Genomic DNA, 14,891 nt, shown 5'->3' on the forward strand with positions numbered 1-14,891 from the left:
TTTGATAAGAAAATATATCGTTGTGCTGCTCCTATACTGACAGTCTAACGGCATATGTAATCTCGATGCAATGACCTGTGTTTCTTACGCTGTTTCGGGTAAATATCCATTGTTGTTCAGGACTAATTATTTTGACCATCTGACCGCCTACAGAGCCGACCTCACGAGCTGTAAGATCGCCGTTGTAGCCCTGCTTGAGGTTTACGCCAACTTCGTTAGCTGCTTCCATCTTGAACTTGTTGAGTGTTTCTCTGCCTTCCTGAGTTGTGATACCTTTCATTTTCGTATCTCCTTTTCATTTGTTTTTCGGGTTTGCAATAATATTATATGTCTGCATGATTTGATTATAAGAGGTAATTTATAGAACGAAATGGGGCGGTTTTTGGAATGAAAAAATTAAAAGCTAAAATTAGTATGATTTTAAACGGAGCAAAATTCAAAAAAAATCATTTACATATAAATTATACTTCTTTTGGAAATTGTGTGATTTTGTATAGTCACTGTTTTCAATTGTCAAAATACCACTGGACACAGTGATTACATGTCCTGCACTGCTGCTGCCGTATTTCAGCACATAACCATTGAGATCAAGGGTGACGGTGCGGTTGACCACTAATGTGGTGTAAATGGTAATGTCTGACGTCGGTTTGACTGTTCCGTATGAAGCCTATCTGATTGCTGAAACCAGTTCCGCCGCTGTGGAAACTTCCGCCGTCCCACTCGCTGCCATATTATCCTCGGCAAATACACTTGTCGACACAAGGCAAAGAACCGTACAAAGGGTGAGCATGATACTGAGTATTCGTTTTTTTATTTTCCGTTACCTCTGTTTTCGTGTATATCGGCTCAGTCAAGAGCGGTTATGGTAATGGTGCCGATGAACTCCATAAGAAGTGTATTGTATTCCGATTGCTCAAATATAAATTTCAATGTTATATCTTTGGCTGATGCGTCATACATTCTGTTGAAGTTAAAGGAATGATAGTTGTTACTATACGGAAGTTTTGTTCCATCTCTTTTTATGCGTGTGATATCCCTGCAAAAATCTGCATCCTCACTGCTGTCTGTCATTTGGATGCAATAATAACCGGTGCTCCCGGGAGCGTTCGAGCCGACTCCCAGAGAGCCGCTTATGATGATATTGTATGTATGCCCCTTTTTCAGCGTAATTTCATCTGGGGAAGCTGAAATCAGACCGCCTCTGTTTATTTTTTCAGTAAATCCAATTCTTGCGGAATGGTTTTGAAGAAGAGCCGTCCCTACTGACGCTTTTGCATGAAAATACCCCGGGCAGTTGCCGTTCTGACCGGCATCGCCCTTGTCGCCTTTATCTCCTTTTTCGCCTTTATCTCCCTTGTCGCCTTTGTCTCCCTTGTCTCCCTTTTCGCCGTCTGTGCCGTCAATGCCTGCGGCTTTTACGCTGGTGTCGGTTTCTCCGATCCACCAGTTGCCGTTCTCGCCGATAAACGGGGTGTTTCCGTCCACACCGTCAGAGCCGTTTTGTCCGTTTGTTCCGTCCTTGCCGTCGGCTCCGTCTTTTCCGTTTATACCATCCTTGCCGTCAAGACCTTTCAAAACCGAAAGATCGTACAGGTTCAGCCATATTTCATCGCCGACATAGCGCCACTGCAGGGTGTTTTCACTTACACGGAACTCCGGTGTCTTTCCGTTTGCTCCGTCTGCACCTTTCTGCCCGGTGGGGCCTGTGATGTCGGCTATCGCCACAAGGTCCTGCCACTCATCGCCCTCGTAACGCCACTGTATGTGGGTTTCAGCTCGCTGCACCTCTATGCTTTTGGCGTTAATGCCGTCAGTGCCGTTGATACCGTCTTTGCCGTCGGCTCCGTCTTTACCGTCAACTCCGTTAATGCCGTCCTTGCCGTCGGCACCATTAGAGCCGTCTTTACCGTCTGTGCCGTTTATTCCGTTCTTGCCGTCAGAGCCGTCTTTACCGTTTTTACCGTCTGTTCCGTTTTCTCCGGCAGCGCCCCGCAGCTCGGTAAGCGCCACAAGGTCGTGCCAGTCGGCTTCGTCGCTGTATTTCCACTGAATCGCCGTGCCGTTGTTTCGCACCTCCGGCAGTGCGTCGCCTGTTTTTGCCGCCTTGCTCCATCCTATTGCAAGCACGCTGCAAAGCACCAAAAGAGCGGCGCAAATCGCCAAAACTGTACCTGTGAGTAGTTTTTTTCCTGTTTTCATCTTTTTTCCTCCGTTCGGAATTGTTTATCACGGCGGAGCTTTGCGCCGCTGCCCACGCCGTAAATGAGCGGCGGTCGATTGGCTTATGCTTGGTTTGCTTTGTACTTATCCACAAACAGGGCGACCCCCTGTTTTAAGACCTCCATCTGGGTTTTCAGATAATATTCATCCTCAAACATCGCATAATGAACGCAGGCGCGGACGAATATAAAGATCAGCGGCGTGATGACCGTATAGGGAATGCCGATCTTCGGCTCCAGCTGCTTGGCGTACTCGGTATAGCGTTCGTTCACGCCTTCAAAGAATTTCTTGCCGTGCTCGATATACTTCGGGTGCGTATATATCTGATACATCAGGCGATATTTTTTTCCATGCTTTTTTGCTGTCCAATACGGGACCTCCTTCACAAAACGGACAACATCCTCGGGGTCGGTGGGTGCCATCTCCATAAAGTCGTCCTCAACCTTTTCCATACAGTATGCCGTTGACTCAATGATCAGTTCATCAAGGTTTTTAAAATACGAATACAAATTTGCTTTCGTGCATCCGCACGCATCGGCTAGTGCTTTAATTCCTGTGCCTGTGAGCCCGTTTTCCGCATAGCACTCGAAGCACTTTTCCATTAGTTCACGTTTCCGCTCATTGTGCTGTTGCTCAGTTGTTTTCATGTTGCTTCGCTCCTTTTATGCGTACCGACCGTTCGTTTATGATTAGTATAACACAGATTTGCAACAAAGTCAAGAATTGTTCAAAAAATGAAGAAAATAAAGTTTCAACATGATCTTATAAAAAAGTCCTTACAGCAGAAAGAAAATAGCGGCTTACCTCAACGATCAAAAACCGTACTAATAAATATGTCCATAAGACTTATGGAAAGATGGGATAGGCTTATTGACTTTCCATGTTCTCATATGATATAATAAATTCACATTAACACAACATTTCTGTTCAGGGGGTATATCAAATGAAAAAGCAAAATGTAGGGCTTATCGCTCTGAGTATCGTTTTTATTCTTATGGGTGGTTTCTCTACTATCTATAATCTCAGCAAGTATGTTTCAAACAGGGTTTTCATGTCAAGTGCTGAGAAAACCACAGGCTATGTGAAGTGGATAGACCATGAGTTGAAAACTTGGGGACATAACAAAAAGGCAAGCAACAAAGCTGAAACATATTACATAACTGTCGCTTTTGATGTTGGCGGCAAGGAGTACACAAGAGAGATCTTCACAGGCACATATTATGTGAGTCAGAACGAAAAAGTGAACGTGTATTACAACACAGATAAAAACGGTGAGCCTGATAAGGTCGTGACCGATATTGATAATGATAAAAGACCGTATCTTACTTGGCCGCTGATACTTTTGCTTGGAGTTGTGCTACTTGTGCTTACTAAGAAAAATATTATATCGGTGGGGAGAAAGAGATAAAAAAGTAATCATTAAAATAGTAACCAAAAGAAACTTTGTGCAGCTAAATAATCTAAGAGCAGAAACCTGCTAAGAAAAATCAATAGGCAAAATGAACAAAGTTGAGAAAAGAAGCAAAGGAAAAAACGATATAGCAAAGCTGACGTTTGAAGGAAGTATTCAAACGCCCGATGAGTATGTACCTGAGACTACAATTAATGTTCGGAGTAAAACTCCATAACCTTGCCGTAGTAAACTCGAAGGAATTTGTTAAGCCCCGCAATCATTGCTTCTTTGCCGCATTTCCCTTCGCTGCGTTTCTTCTGAATAAAGTCATAGACAGCATTGTCGGCAGGTTTGTGTTTGATTAAGGACTGCATGATCTCGTAGCCTGTTTTTCGCAGATAACTGTTTCCACGCTTGGATATATGACGCTCAGAAGCGTGGAATGCACCCGACTGATAAGGCGGAGCGTCAATGCCTGCATAGGCAATGAGAGAGTGCTTGTTTTTGAATCTGCGTACATCGCCAATTTCAGCAATGATACGTGGAGCAAGTGTATCTCCGATACAATCCATTTCCTTGACAACAGAATATTCAGGCAAGGTGTTGCAAAGATCCTGCATTTGTGCTAAAATGGTATTGCGTGATTCCTCTATTGAGTGGATCAGCTTGACGGCTTCACTAACGGCAATTTTGACGGATTGGGAGTTAGGAAGCGTAGGGATACCGTTTTGAGCAAGGGCAAGGATTTCCGCTGCCTTACGCTCGTTTAAGCGGTATCCCTTTTTCTTTGCCCATTTGCAGTAATCAGATGTAAATTTCATTTCTCCCATATCGAGAATATTCTGAAAATGAATATATCGACTGACAAACTCGGTCAGCTTGTGATTTTCACCTTGATTTGAAAGAACATCATTGATTTTGGGCATAACTTGGTCAAGAAGATTGGAGAAGTTCACCTTTGATTTAACAAGCATACCTGTAACCTGATAATACTGACGTGCAAGAAATTTAAGTTCATCGTATATAACATTAGAGGGATAAGCCTTAACAAGCTCGTTCCAGTATGTAATACCGAAAGATGCGATTTTAATCGAATCAATTTTATCGGTTTTTGCTCGTCTTAAGCTTTGCGAGCAGAACTTCTTCATACGCAAGGCATTTACACAGCATACAAAAATGTTGTGAGAAGATAAATAGGTCGCAACAGGAAGATGATAGTGACCTGTATCTTCCATAACAACACGGGTTTCTTCATCGAATGATTTGATGAGAGAAATAAGAGAATCCAGTTCATCGGCAGTGTGACCAATGTCAAAGGGTGATTCAAGTATTTCGCCGCAAGGTTTCATAATGCAAACAGTACTTTTTCCTTTTGATACATCAATTCCTACACTAATCATGATAAATCCTTCTTTCTGATATTTTGTAATGTTTCCGCTCAGGAGCTTATTAAAATTCATTTTGGTTAGTGATGCGAACGCTGCTGTAAACACAGCAGGTACAACCTGCTTAATCGAATTTTATAACAAGAAGGCGGCTGACACTTTCTGCTACGAACGCTTAGTTCTAAGGAGATGACCGTCAGTCCATTACCTTCTTATTATATCAAAATAAGCATAGCCTGTCACCACTGTAGTCAGCAGTTTGGACTATGCTAATATCATACCAAAGGAGATCTTTATGAAGGTGATCTATAAATGTGCCGCCATTTTGACGGCAGCGATATTGTCAGTGCAGTTTCCTTGCGCAGCTTTTGCGGATATGGAGCATGGCGGAGATAATGACAGCCCGAAATTCAAGATGGGCAGGATAATTTTTACTGATAATGGTTATGGCTATGAAAAGGAAGGTCTGGAAAAATCGGAGATCGCTGATGAAGATCTGGCCGATACGGACGACGGGGGTTCAGCTTATGCACAAAAGGCAACGGCTTCGCTGCCTGCGAAATATGACCCCAGATCTAAGAATACGCTGACGACTATCAAAAATCAGTTCCAGACAGGCACTTGCTGGGCGTTTGCGGCACTTTCCTGCACTGAGAGCAATCTTATCCAAAAGGGGCTTGAAAATCAAAACGTGCAGTTTTCTGTGCCGAGCCTTGCCCTCTCTACATATGCTAACGGCGGATTTGACGAGTCAATATGGGATTGCGGCGGAACGTGGATGGATTCGTCCCTTGCAATGGCGGCTCATAGAGGACTTTGCTATGATGAATATGAGCCTTTCGTGTCCGACGGAACGGAAGCCACTATCGTATCTGAGGAGAAAAAGGGCATTTGCGAATATCAGCTTAATTACGCTTCCACTATCACAGGCGGACGAAACGCCATTAAAAACAAGATAAAAGAGCTTGGCGGAGTAATGGTGAGCTATTATGCAGACGACCTGTATATGACCTTTGATAACAAAAGCTATTACGATCCGGAAACTACAAAATATAGTGGAATAAATCATGCCGTAAGCGTAGTGGGCTGGGACGATAATTACAGCAAGTCAAATTTCCTTGCAGGCTATCAGCCAAAGAAAAACGGGGCATGGCTTGTGAAAGGCTCTTGGGGAGTATCCAGTGGCACGGACGGCTATTACTGGATATCCTATGAAGAGGCAGAAATGACCGATTGGGTGGCGTTCGACCTCACTGAAAGCTGTGATAATAATTACCATTATCCTGCTAATAAGGATAATTCTATATTTTATGTTAGCAATGAAAACAAAATGAGCGGTGCTGATGTTTTTACAGCAAAAAAAGACGAGCTTCTTGACAAAGTGGGCTTTATGTATCTCGGCTACACCGGAAAGTCTGACTACACTGTGCAGGTCTACACTTCTGTTTCAGACAGCACTCCTGTGGGGATACTTGAATGTGAGGTCAGCGGAAAGGTGCATAGCGACGGCTTTTATACCGTGGATATCCCTGATGTTGAGCTTGACGAGGGCGAAAGATATTCTGTCGTGATGACATTCAGCGGTGATGACGGCTCAGGCTATGTGACCGTTTATGGCTATTCAGACGGGGTCATGAAGCCTGGTCAGGCGTATATTTCCAATGACGGCGACAGTTGGACGGACGTTACCGACAAGGACGCTTATACTGGTCAGCCTATAATATTTGCCTATACCGATGATATAGATAAGTCTGATAAAAGCGAGCTTGAAACACTTGTGGCAAAGTATGAAAAGCAGAGCGGTTATGAGCGTGAGGTCAACAACGGCAAGAAAGTTATTGCAGACGAAAACGCATCAAAGAACGATATCACCAATGCCAAGCTTCTTATAAAGGCAAAGGCGAAAGAGATAAAGGAACAAAGCCTTGTTATAAAGACAGCGACGGATTGGAAAAACTTCGCAAAGCGTGTATCAGGCGGTGAAAGCTTTGCAGGAAAGCGTGTTGTGCTTGAAAAAGACATCGACTTCGGTGGTGCAAAAATATCGGCAGTAGGAACGGCTTTAAAGCCTTTTTGCGGATATTTTGACGGAAACGGACACGTTCTGAAAAACGCTGTTATCCAAAACAATTCTTATGCAGGTCTGTTCGGCTATGCTGAGGACAGAGCGCAGATAAAAGATCTCAGTGCTGAGAAAATAACTGTCAGCGGTAAGTACGCAGGCGGGATCGTTGGTGAATTTGATGCGGTATCTATTCAACGCTGTACGTTCAGCGGAACTGTCAAGGGTACAAGCTCAGCAGGCGGAATCGTGGGCAAAGCAGGTGGTCTGACCCTGACAGAGTGTGCTTCAGACCTTGCAAAGTCAAGCAGTTCAAATGCTAAAGCTATGGTGGGCAGTATCGATAATGACGCTTTTTATTATGGACAGCAATATGCCGATTGCTGGTATAACGGCAACTTTTCTGACAGCAAGGTAAAGAAAACGGCTTTGTCTAACGTTGCAAGCTCTGCAGCTTATTCGCTGAATACCGTTGGCGGAAAGCAGACAGACAGTGGCAGGTGGACAATGGCAGGCGGCAAAGCAAGGCTAACTCGTCCTGGGGAGCAGTCTTCCCACAAGATAACATTTGAAGCTCCCGACGGCAAGCATTATGCCTGCACTGATAAGGACGGCAAGGTGAAATATCCTGCTGTTAAAGTGCAAAGCGGTTATGCTCTTAAATGGTACAAGAACGGCATTGCTGTCGATGCGAACACAGTTTATACTGCTGACAACACAGTAAAGGCAAAGCTTGTTGAAGCAAAATTTGTCACTATCGACTATGTTTTAAATGGCGGCACGAACAGTACAGGCAATCCAGAATACCTCAGCAAAGGCGAAAGCGTGACGCTTTCCGAGCCGACAAAAGAGGGTGCAGACTTTGCAGGCTGGTATGATAACGCTGCACTTTCAGGTGAAAGAATTGAAAGCATCTCATATTCAGGCGGTGCAAAGACCATTTATGCCGCATGGAAGCCTTATACATATAACGTTACGTTTGTGGATAAGGACGGCAAGGTTATAAGTCAGCAGACAGTAGAATATGGTAAGTCTGCAAAAGCTCCGAAAGCCCCTGCTATAAAGGGTCTGCGTTTTACAGGCTGGGACAAGGACTATAAAAACGTCACAGAGGATATGACTGTCACAGCGGAGTATTCTGACAGCAAGCTTATTGCAGACTGCGAGATATCAGGCTTCAAGAACAGCTTCACATACACAGGAAAGAATATTGAACAGCCTGACGTAACGCTCACCTATGAGGGCAAAGAGCTTAAAGAGGGCGTGGATTACACTGTTTATTATAAGACCAATCTTAACGCAGGACCTGCAAAAATGACCTTTGTTGGAAAAGGCGAATACAGAGGCTCTGTCGCAAAAAGCTTTACTATCCAGCCAAAGGACGCTTCCAAGTTCAAGCTTTATTATGCTACACCGCTGTCGTTCACCGGCCAGGCGATAACACCTGATGTGCTTATAAAGGACGGCAATAAGACCCTAGAGCGTTATATTGATTATATGGTGATGTATTTCTCAAACGTGAACGTTGGCACGGGCAAGATAACAGTTGAATTTTACGGAAACTATAAGGGCAAGCAGACCGTTTCCTTTGTTATAAATCCTGCAAAACAGCAGATACAGGTGCTTGAAACAAGATACAAGGGCTTTTTTGTGGATTTTGTGCAGAAAGGATCTGCAACAGGCTATGAGGTCCAGTATGGCACAAAATCTGATTTTTCAAATGCTTCCACATACAGATCCACCACCAACAAGATGGATAAGATGACGGTACTTGGATTAGGAGCTTCAAAGACATATTATGTAAGAGTTCGCTCTTATACTGTCAATGGCGGAAAGACCTATTACGGCAATTGGTCAGACGCTAAAAGCATTGTGACGGCAAAGACTAATTTTGCAAACGCAAAGGTCAGCGGTATTTCTTCAAAAAGCTTTACCGGCAAGGCGATAACGCAGAAGATCACAGTAAAATACGGCTCAAAGACCCTTAAAAACGGCACAGACTACACTGTGAAATATTCTGCAAACACAAAGGTCGGCACCGCAAAGGTGACTATCACAGGCAAGGGCATTTACGGCGGAGTTATCACCAAAAGCTTTGCTATCTATCCTGCAAAGCAGGTGATACAGAAGCTTTACGGCACATATGCAGGCTTCTTTGTAGACTATGCACAGAAAGGCTCTGCCACGGGATATGAAATATCATACTCACAGCGTTCCGACTTTAAGGGAGCAAAAAGCGTAAAGGTAACAAACAACCGCACCGATAAAAGGACAGTTTCTGGGCTTGCAAGATATCAAAAATATTACGTCCGTGTAAGAAGCTACACTGTCAAAGGCGGAAAGACTTATAACGGAGCGTGGTCCGATAAAAAATGGGTCTATACTCAATGATATGACAGACGATAAAAATGCCCCTGATCATTTTCTGGTCAGGGGTATTTTTTATGCTCAGAAAAGTTCTGCTTTGTACTTGATAGAATCCTCCTCCGTTATCTCACGGATAACTCTGCATGGATTTCCTGCCGCAAGAGAATTTGGCGGTATGTCACGGGTGACAACGCTTCCTGCACCGATAACACAGCCCTCGCCTATGGTAACTCCGCCTGTGATGACAACATTGCTCGCTATCCAGCAGTTGGAGTGTATTGTGATAGGTTTGCCGTATTCATCATCATAAACAGTGCCGTCAGACTTTTTCTTCATGTTACGCTCCTGCCATCTGAATGGGTGAACAGGTGTGGCGATGGTGCAGTTGGGACCGAAAAACACGTTGTCGCCAATGGTCACAGGGCAGGTGTCAAGCACTGTCAGATTGAAGTTAGCATAGCAGCCTGAGCCGAACTTTGTGAAAACGCCATAGTCAAAATACACAGGGCCTTGGAGAAAAAATCCCTCGCCATGGTCGGGCAGAAGCTCGTTAAGGATAGCTTTTCTTCTCTCATCATCTTCATACAAACTGCTGTACTGCTGTGAAAGCTTGTGAGCCTTTGTCCTCAATTCTGCAAGCTCCTTGTCGGAGGAGTCATATATCTTGCCAGCAAGCATTTTTTCTTTTTCAGTCATTATAAAACGCCCTTTCTGTGTGTAGTTCCATTTGATTTTGTTGAGAGTATAGCACAAGTTTCGGGCTGTGTCAATAGTTTTTGGGGGGCGAGTGATAGAATAAAAAATGGTATACAAAAAGTGGAGAATGCTTATGGGCAAAGCACTCCCCACTTTATCATAATATATGAAAAGCTTGGCAGGGTAGAAAAAGTTATAGGTAAAATCCCTGCATATAATTTGTGTACATAAATGTGTCCTCGTCATCAGCGGTATTGTCACCAGCAGGCTTTTTTCTGACACTGGCACAGGAAGCCAACACTATCAGACCGCCTAGCACAATTGCAACGCTCACTCCAAGGGCTACCAAAACCGCACAGAAAATTTTTACTATCATAAACACCGCTCCAATCATATTTCTTATACTTCGCCATAATTACTATTATGATTATATGCTGGTTTTGCCTGATAATCAATAAAAGCCGTGTAAAATGCAGATAAAAATCAAGCCAGCTTTTGTCTGCATCAAAAATCTTGTGGTAAAAAAATTTTTTCAAAACGTTTCATGATTTAACAATTTTAAATGAAGAAAATTATAGCTTTCAGCTTAGTATAAAAATGCACAAACTGAGCTTTTTGTAAATGGTTAGCATTGTATATTACACTGAAAATGTACGATTTTTGAAAAAATATACATAAATATGGGGCAAATACTTGACTAGATTAAAATTTTGTGATAAAATTATTAACGTGAATGAGTGTGCTTATCCTATTTATATGTTTTGTGTATTGGCTGTACGTGTATGAAGTTGGGAGTAAAAGATATGCAGAAAATCGATTTGGAAGGTAAGGTTGTCCTTGTAACAGGAGCAGCAGGTTTTATAGGTTCTAATCTGGTAATTGAGCTTTTTAAGACTATTGATGATATCAAGGTCGTTGGTATCGACAATATGAACAATTACTATGACGTGTCCATAAAAGAGTGGAGATTAAAGGAAATAGAAAAGCTTGGTGGTCAGTGGACTTTTATTAAGGGAGACATATCAGACAAAAATGTGATAGATAAAATTTTTAGTGATTATAAGCCGTCTGTTGTTGTTAATCTTGCAGCACAGGCAGGCGTGCGTTACAGCATAACTAATCCTGATGCATATATTCAGTCAAACCTGATCGGATTTTATAATATATTGGAAGCGTGTCGCCATTCTTATGATAACGGTGAAACAGGCGTTGAACATCTGGTTTATGCGTCAAGTTCTTCTGTATATGGAACAAACAAGAAAGTTCCTTACAGTACCGATGATAAGGTAGACAATCCTGTTAGCCTGTATGCTGCTACCAAGAAGAGCAACGAGCTTATGGCTCATGCTTACTGCAAGTTGTATAATATCCCAGCAACGGGGCTTCGTTTCTTTACAGTTTATGGCCCGGCAGGCAGACCGGATATGGCTTATTTTGGATTCACAAACAAGCTTCTTAAGGGTGAAACTATCCAGATTTTCAATTACGGAAATTGCAAACGAGATTTCACATACGTTGATGATATAGTTGAGGGCGTTAAGAGAGTAATGCAAGGCGCTCCAGAAAGAAAAAATGGTGAGGACGGCTTGCCATTACCGCCTTATGCTGTTTATAACATAGGAAATCAAAATCCTGAAAATCTTCTTGATTTTGTTGATATTTTACAGCAGGAACTTATAAATGCGGGTGTTCTTCCTGCTGATTATGATTTTGAAAGTCACAAAAAGTTAGTTCCGATGCAACCAGGCGATGTGCCTATTACTTATGCAGACACAGAGCCATTGGAAAGGGATTATGGATTTAAACCGAGCACACCTCTCAGAGAAGGTCTGAGAAAGTTTGCTCAGTGGTATAAAGAGTTTTATAAAGTATAAGGAAGGCTAAGAAAATGAACAGAAAGATAGCAGTAGCAGGAACAGGTTATGTTGGATTGTCGCTTGCAGTATTGCTTGCACAGCACAATCATGTAACGGCTGTTGACATTATCCCTGAAAAGGTTGAGCTTATCAATAACAAAAAGTCACCAATTCAGGACGATTATATTGAAAAGTATCTTGCTGAAAAAGAGCTTGATCTGACAGCGACACTTGACGGTGAAGCTGCATACAAGGACGCAGAGTTCGTAATAATTGCAGCTCCAACTAACTATGACAGCAAGAAGAATTTCTTTGATACTTCTGCTGTAGAAGCAGTTATAGAACTTGTTATGAAAGTCAATCCTGATGCTATTATGGTTATAAAGAGTACAATTCCGGTTGGTTACACAAAGTCTGTAAGGGAAAAGTATAATACTGACAAGATAATTTTCAGCCCTGAGTTTCTCCGTGAGTCAAAGGCTTTGTATGATAATCTGTATCCAAGCAGAATTATCGTAAGCTGTGATGATGATACAAGAGAAAAGGCTGAAGCTTTTGCAAAGCTCTTGCAGGAGGGTGCGATAAAGGAAGATATCGACACGCTCTTTATGGGATTTACCGAGGCAGAGGCTGTTAAGCTGTTTGCTAATACTTACCTTGCACTGAGAGTTTCGTATTTTAATGAGCTTGATACATATGCAGAGGTAAAGGGACTTAATACACAGGATATTATAAATGGCGTTTGCCTTGATCCTAGAATCGGAAGTCATTACAACAATCCAAGCTTTGGTTACGGTGGATATTGCCTTCCAAAGGATACAAAGCAGCTCCTTGCAAACTATGAAAATGTACCGCAGAACATGATGTCTGCTATTGTTGAGAGCAACAGGACCAGAAAAGACTTTATTGCTGATAAGGTGCTTGAACTTGCGGGTTATTATACCGGAAGCAGCAATTGGGATAAGGATAGAGAAAAGGACGTTATTATAGGTGTTTACAGACTTACGATGAAGTCCAACTCAGATAATTTCCGTCAGAGCAGTATTCAGGGCGTTATGAAGCGTATCAAGGCAAAGGGTGCTACGGTTATAATTTATGAGCCGACCCTTGAGGACGGCGATACGTTCTTTGGCAGCAAGGTGGTAAATGACTTGGAGAAGTTTAAGTCAATGAGCCAGTCTATTGTTGCTAACAGATATGACAGCTGCCTTGATGATGTTAGGGATAAGGTCTATACCAGAGATCTGTATGGGAGAGATTAATTAGCTAGGAGCTTGATTTATGTACAATAACAAAGATAATCAGGAATCCTTTGAATAAGAGGTTTGACCTAGCCTGCGAATGATCTTTTTAATAAGAATATTCACAGGCTAGTTGTCGTGTGAAATAACTTACCTAATCAAAACGAATAATTATGAGGAGTGTGTTGAAAATGGGAAGAAAATTATTAATTGCAGCCTCTAAAAGATATGGAGATTATGCGAAAGAGATCTAATTGCAAAAGAAGCTCTCCGAAGTGTTGTTCCAACATTTAAAAGACCAGAAGACGTAAATAAAGAGATTGCTTAATAACAAGTTAATACATTCTGAAAAAAGAGATTGTGCGAAAAGAGGTAGAAAGTCATGTTTAAAGAAAATAATAAATTTGAGAAGTTTGAGTCTAAAGTATGGTTAAGCAGCCCAACCATGCATGGTCCAGAAATTGAATATGTGAAAGAAGCGTATGAAACAAACTGGATGTCCACAGTTGGTAAGAATATCAATGAAGTGGAAAGACTTGCCTGCGAATATATCGGCTGCAAATACGCAGTTGCATTATCAGCAGGAACAGCGTCATTGCATCTGGCAATGAAACTTGCAGGTATTGAAGCATATGGTATGCCAAAAGTTGGACATGGTGCATTAGAGGGAAAGAAAGTATTCTGCTCTGATATGACATTTGACGCAACCGTAAATCCGGTAGTTTATGAAGGTGGAGAGCCAGTATTTATTGATACAGAATATGACACATGGAATATGGACCCAGTGGCACTTGAAAAAGCATTTGAGATTTATCCGGATACGAAGGTAGTAGTTGTTGCACACCTTTATGGAACTCCTGGAAAAGTAGATGAGTTAAATGCGGTTATTAAAAAGCATGGTGCTATTTTAGTAGAAGATGCTGCGGAATCTATGGGAGCTACATATAAGGGAGTACAGACTGGTACATTTGGAAAATATAACACCATTTCTTTTAATGGAAATAAGATTATTACCGGAAGTGCAGGTGGCTGTTTTCTGACAGATGATGAAGAAGCTGCAAACAAAGTTCGTAAATGGTCTACACAGGCGAGAGAAAATGCTCCGTGGTATCAGCATGAAGAACTGGGATACAACTATCGTATGAGCAATGTGGTAGCTGGTGTAGTTCGTGGACAGTTCCCGTATCTGAATGAGCATATTGCACAGAAAAAAGCAATTTATGAAAGATATAAAGAAGGATTAAAAGGTCTTCCAGTTTCTATGAATCCAATTGACTTTGAAAATTCTGAGCCGAATTACTGGTTGTCCTGTTTGATTATTGATAAAGAGGCAATGTGCAAGCAGGTTCGTGGTGAGCAGGATGTGTGCTATGTAAAAGAAGCAGGAAAGTCTTGTCCAACAGAGATTTTGGAAGCGATTGCATCTATTAATGCTGAAGGACGTCCGATTTGGAAACCAATGCATATGCAGCCGATTTATCGTTTGAATCCATTTGTTGTAAGAGATGGAAATGGACGTGCTAGATCAAATGCGTATATTGCAGGTGGTGTAGCTGATGTAGGAATGGATATTTTTACAAGAGGATTGTGTTTGCCTAGCGATAATAAAATGACTGCGGAGGAGCAGGAGAGGATTATTGAAGTTATAAGAGCTTGCTTTGAATAAAAATA

The 14,891-nt window shown here is 42.2% G+C and carries 11 protein-coding genes; 5 read left to right on the forward strand and 6 right to left on the reverse strand.

Features of this window, described 5'->3' with window-relative positions; all coding sequences use genetic code 11:
- Positions 1-31: 31 nt before the first annotated feature.
- From RBI_RS15615 to RBI_RS02910, 3 genes are all read right to left on the reverse strand, one after another.
- Entirely contained in the window at positions 32-280 is a 249-nt protein-coding gene (locus RBI_RS15615) for an alpha/beta-type small acid-soluble spore protein (protein WP_022287571.1), read from the reverse strand.
- A gap of 566 nt (positions 281-846) precedes the next feature.
- Entirely contained in the window at positions 847-2,199 is a 1,353-nt protein-coding gene (locus RBI_RS15120; RefSeq protein WP_038670872.1) for a collagen-like protein, read from the reverse strand.
- Between the two features lie 83 nt (positions 2,200-2,282).
- Positions 2,283-2,867 carry a TetR/AcrR family transcriptional regulator gene (locus RBI_RS02910; protein WP_038670874.1) on the reverse strand — a complete coding sequence of 195 codons (585 nt, stop codon included), beginning with the start codon at positions 2,865-2,867 and terminating at the stop codon, positions 2,283-2,285.
- Positions 2,868-3,163: 296 nt separating this feature from the next.
- Between RBI_RS02910 and RBI_RS02915 the strand changes: the two genes are divergently transcribed.
- Positions 3,164-3,628: a DUF3592 domain-containing protein gene (locus RBI_RS02915; protein WP_038670876.1), complete on the forward strand. Its 465-nt coding sequence runs from the start codon at positions 3,164-3,166 to the stop codon at positions 3,626-3,628.
- A 194-nt stretch (positions 3,629-3,822) separates the two neighbouring features.
- Here RBI_RS02915 and RBI_RS02920 read toward each other — a convergent pair whose 3' ends face one another.
- Positions 3,823-5,013: an IS110 family transposase gene (locus RBI_RS02920; RefSeq protein ID WP_038670878.1), complete on the reverse strand. Its 1,191-nt coding sequence runs from the start codon at positions 5,011-5,013 to the stop codon at positions 3,823-3,825.
- 280 nt (positions 5,014-5,293) lie between these two features.
- Here RBI_RS02920 and RBI_RS02925 point away from each other — a divergent pair, with 280 nt between their 5' ends.
- Positions 5,294-9,451 (forward strand): C1 family peptidase, encoded by a 4,158-nt coding sequence (locus RBI_RS02925; protein ID WP_038670880.1) that lies wholly within the window; start codon positions 5,294-5,296, stop codon positions 9,449-9,451.
- A 57-nt stretch (positions 9,452-9,508) separates the two neighbouring features.
- Here the strand turns inward: RBI_RS02925 and RBI_RS02930 are convergent, their stop codons facing one another.
- Complete coding sequence (locus tag RBI_RS02930; protein ID WP_038670882.1) at positions 9,509-10,123, reverse strand: sugar O-acetyltransferase; 615 nt, start codon at positions 10,121-10,123, stop codon at positions 9,509-9,511.
- Positions 10,124-10,316: 193 nt separating this feature from the next.
- Positions 10,317-10,499, reverse strand: coding sequence for a hypothetical protein (locus RBI_RS02935; protein WP_038670884.1), 183 nt, complete (start codon positions 10,497-10,499; stop codon positions 10,317-10,319).
- Between the two features lie 427 nt (positions 10,500-10,926).
- On the opposite strand from RBI_RS02935, the gene RBI_RS02940 reads away from it, so the two are divergent.
- The 3 genes from RBI_RS02940 to RBI_RS02950 all read left to right on the forward strand — a co-directional run bounded on the left by RBI_RS02940 (position 10,927) and on the right by RBI_RS02950 (position 14,886).
- Positions 10,927-11,997 (forward strand): NAD-dependent epimerase/dehydratase family protein, encoded by a 1,071-nt coding sequence (locus RBI_RS02940; protein ID WP_038670886.1) that lies wholly within the window; start codon positions 10,927-10,929, stop codon positions 11,995-11,997.
- 14 nt (positions 11,998-12,011) lie between these two features.
- Positions 12,012-13,241 (forward strand): nucleotide sugar dehydrogenase, encoded by a 1,230-nt coding sequence (locus RBI_RS02945; protein ID WP_038670888.1) that lies wholly within the window; start codon positions 12,012-12,014, stop codon positions 13,239-13,241.
- Between the two features lie 361 nt (positions 13,242-13,602).
- Positions 13,603-14,886: a DegT/DnrJ/EryC1/StrS family aminotransferase gene (locus RBI_RS02950; protein WP_038670890.1), complete on the forward strand. Its 1,284-nt coding sequence runs from the start codon at positions 13,603-13,605 to the stop codon at positions 14,884-14,886.
- Positions 14,887-14,891: the final 5 nt, after the last annotated feature.

This window comes from Ruminococcus bicirculans (ex Wegman et al. 2014) (assembly GCF_000723465.1).
GTDB lineage: Bacteria > Bacillota > Clostridia > Oscillospirales > Ruminococcaceae > Hominimerdicola > Hominimerdicola aceti.

Bases quoted from the DNA above. Each gene is read 5' to 3' on its own strand.
- RBI_RS15615 (WP_022287571.1), bottom strand. From the start codon at position 280: ATGAAAGGTATCACAACTCAGGAAGGCAGAGAAACACTCAACAAGTTC.
- RBI_RS15120 (WP_038670872.1), bottom strand. From the start codon at position 2,199: ATGAAAACAGGAAAAAAACTACTCACAGGTACAGTTTTGGCGATTTGC.
- RBI_RS02910 (WP_038670874.1), bottom strand. From the start codon at position 2,867: ATGAAAACAACTGAGCAACAGCACAATGAGCGGAAACGTGAACTAATG.
- RBI_RS02915 (WP_038670876.1), top strand. From the start codon at position 3,164: ATGAAAAAGCAAAATGTAGGGCTTATCGCTCTGAGTATCGTTTTTATT.
- RBI_RS02920 (WP_038670878.1), bottom strand. From the start codon at position 5,013: ATGATTAGTGTAGGAATTGATGTATCAAAAGGAAAAAGTACTGTTTGC.
- RBI_RS02925 (WP_038670880.1), top strand. From the start codon at position 5,294: ATGAAGGTGATCTATAAATGTGCCGCCATTTTGACGGCAGCGATATTG.
- RBI_RS02930 (WP_038670882.1), bottom strand. From the start codon at position 10,123: ATGACTGAAAAAGAAAAAATGCTTGCTGGCAAGATATATGACTCCTCC.
- RBI_RS02935 (WP_038670884.1), bottom strand. From the start codon at position 10,499: ATGATAGTAAAAATTTTCTGTGCGGTTTTGGTAGCCCTTGGAGTGAGC.
- RBI_RS02940 (WP_038670886.1), top strand. From the start codon at position 10,927: ATGCAGAAAATCGATTTGGAAGGTAAGGTTGTCCTTGTAACAGGAGCA.
- RBI_RS02945 (WP_038670888.1), top strand. From the start codon at position 12,012: ATGAACAGAAAGATAGCAGTAGCAGGAACAGGTTATGTTGGATTGTCG.
- RBI_RS02950 (WP_038670890.1), top strand. From the start codon at position 13,603: ATGTTTAAAGAAAATAATAAATTTGAGAAGTTTGAGTCTAAAGTATGG.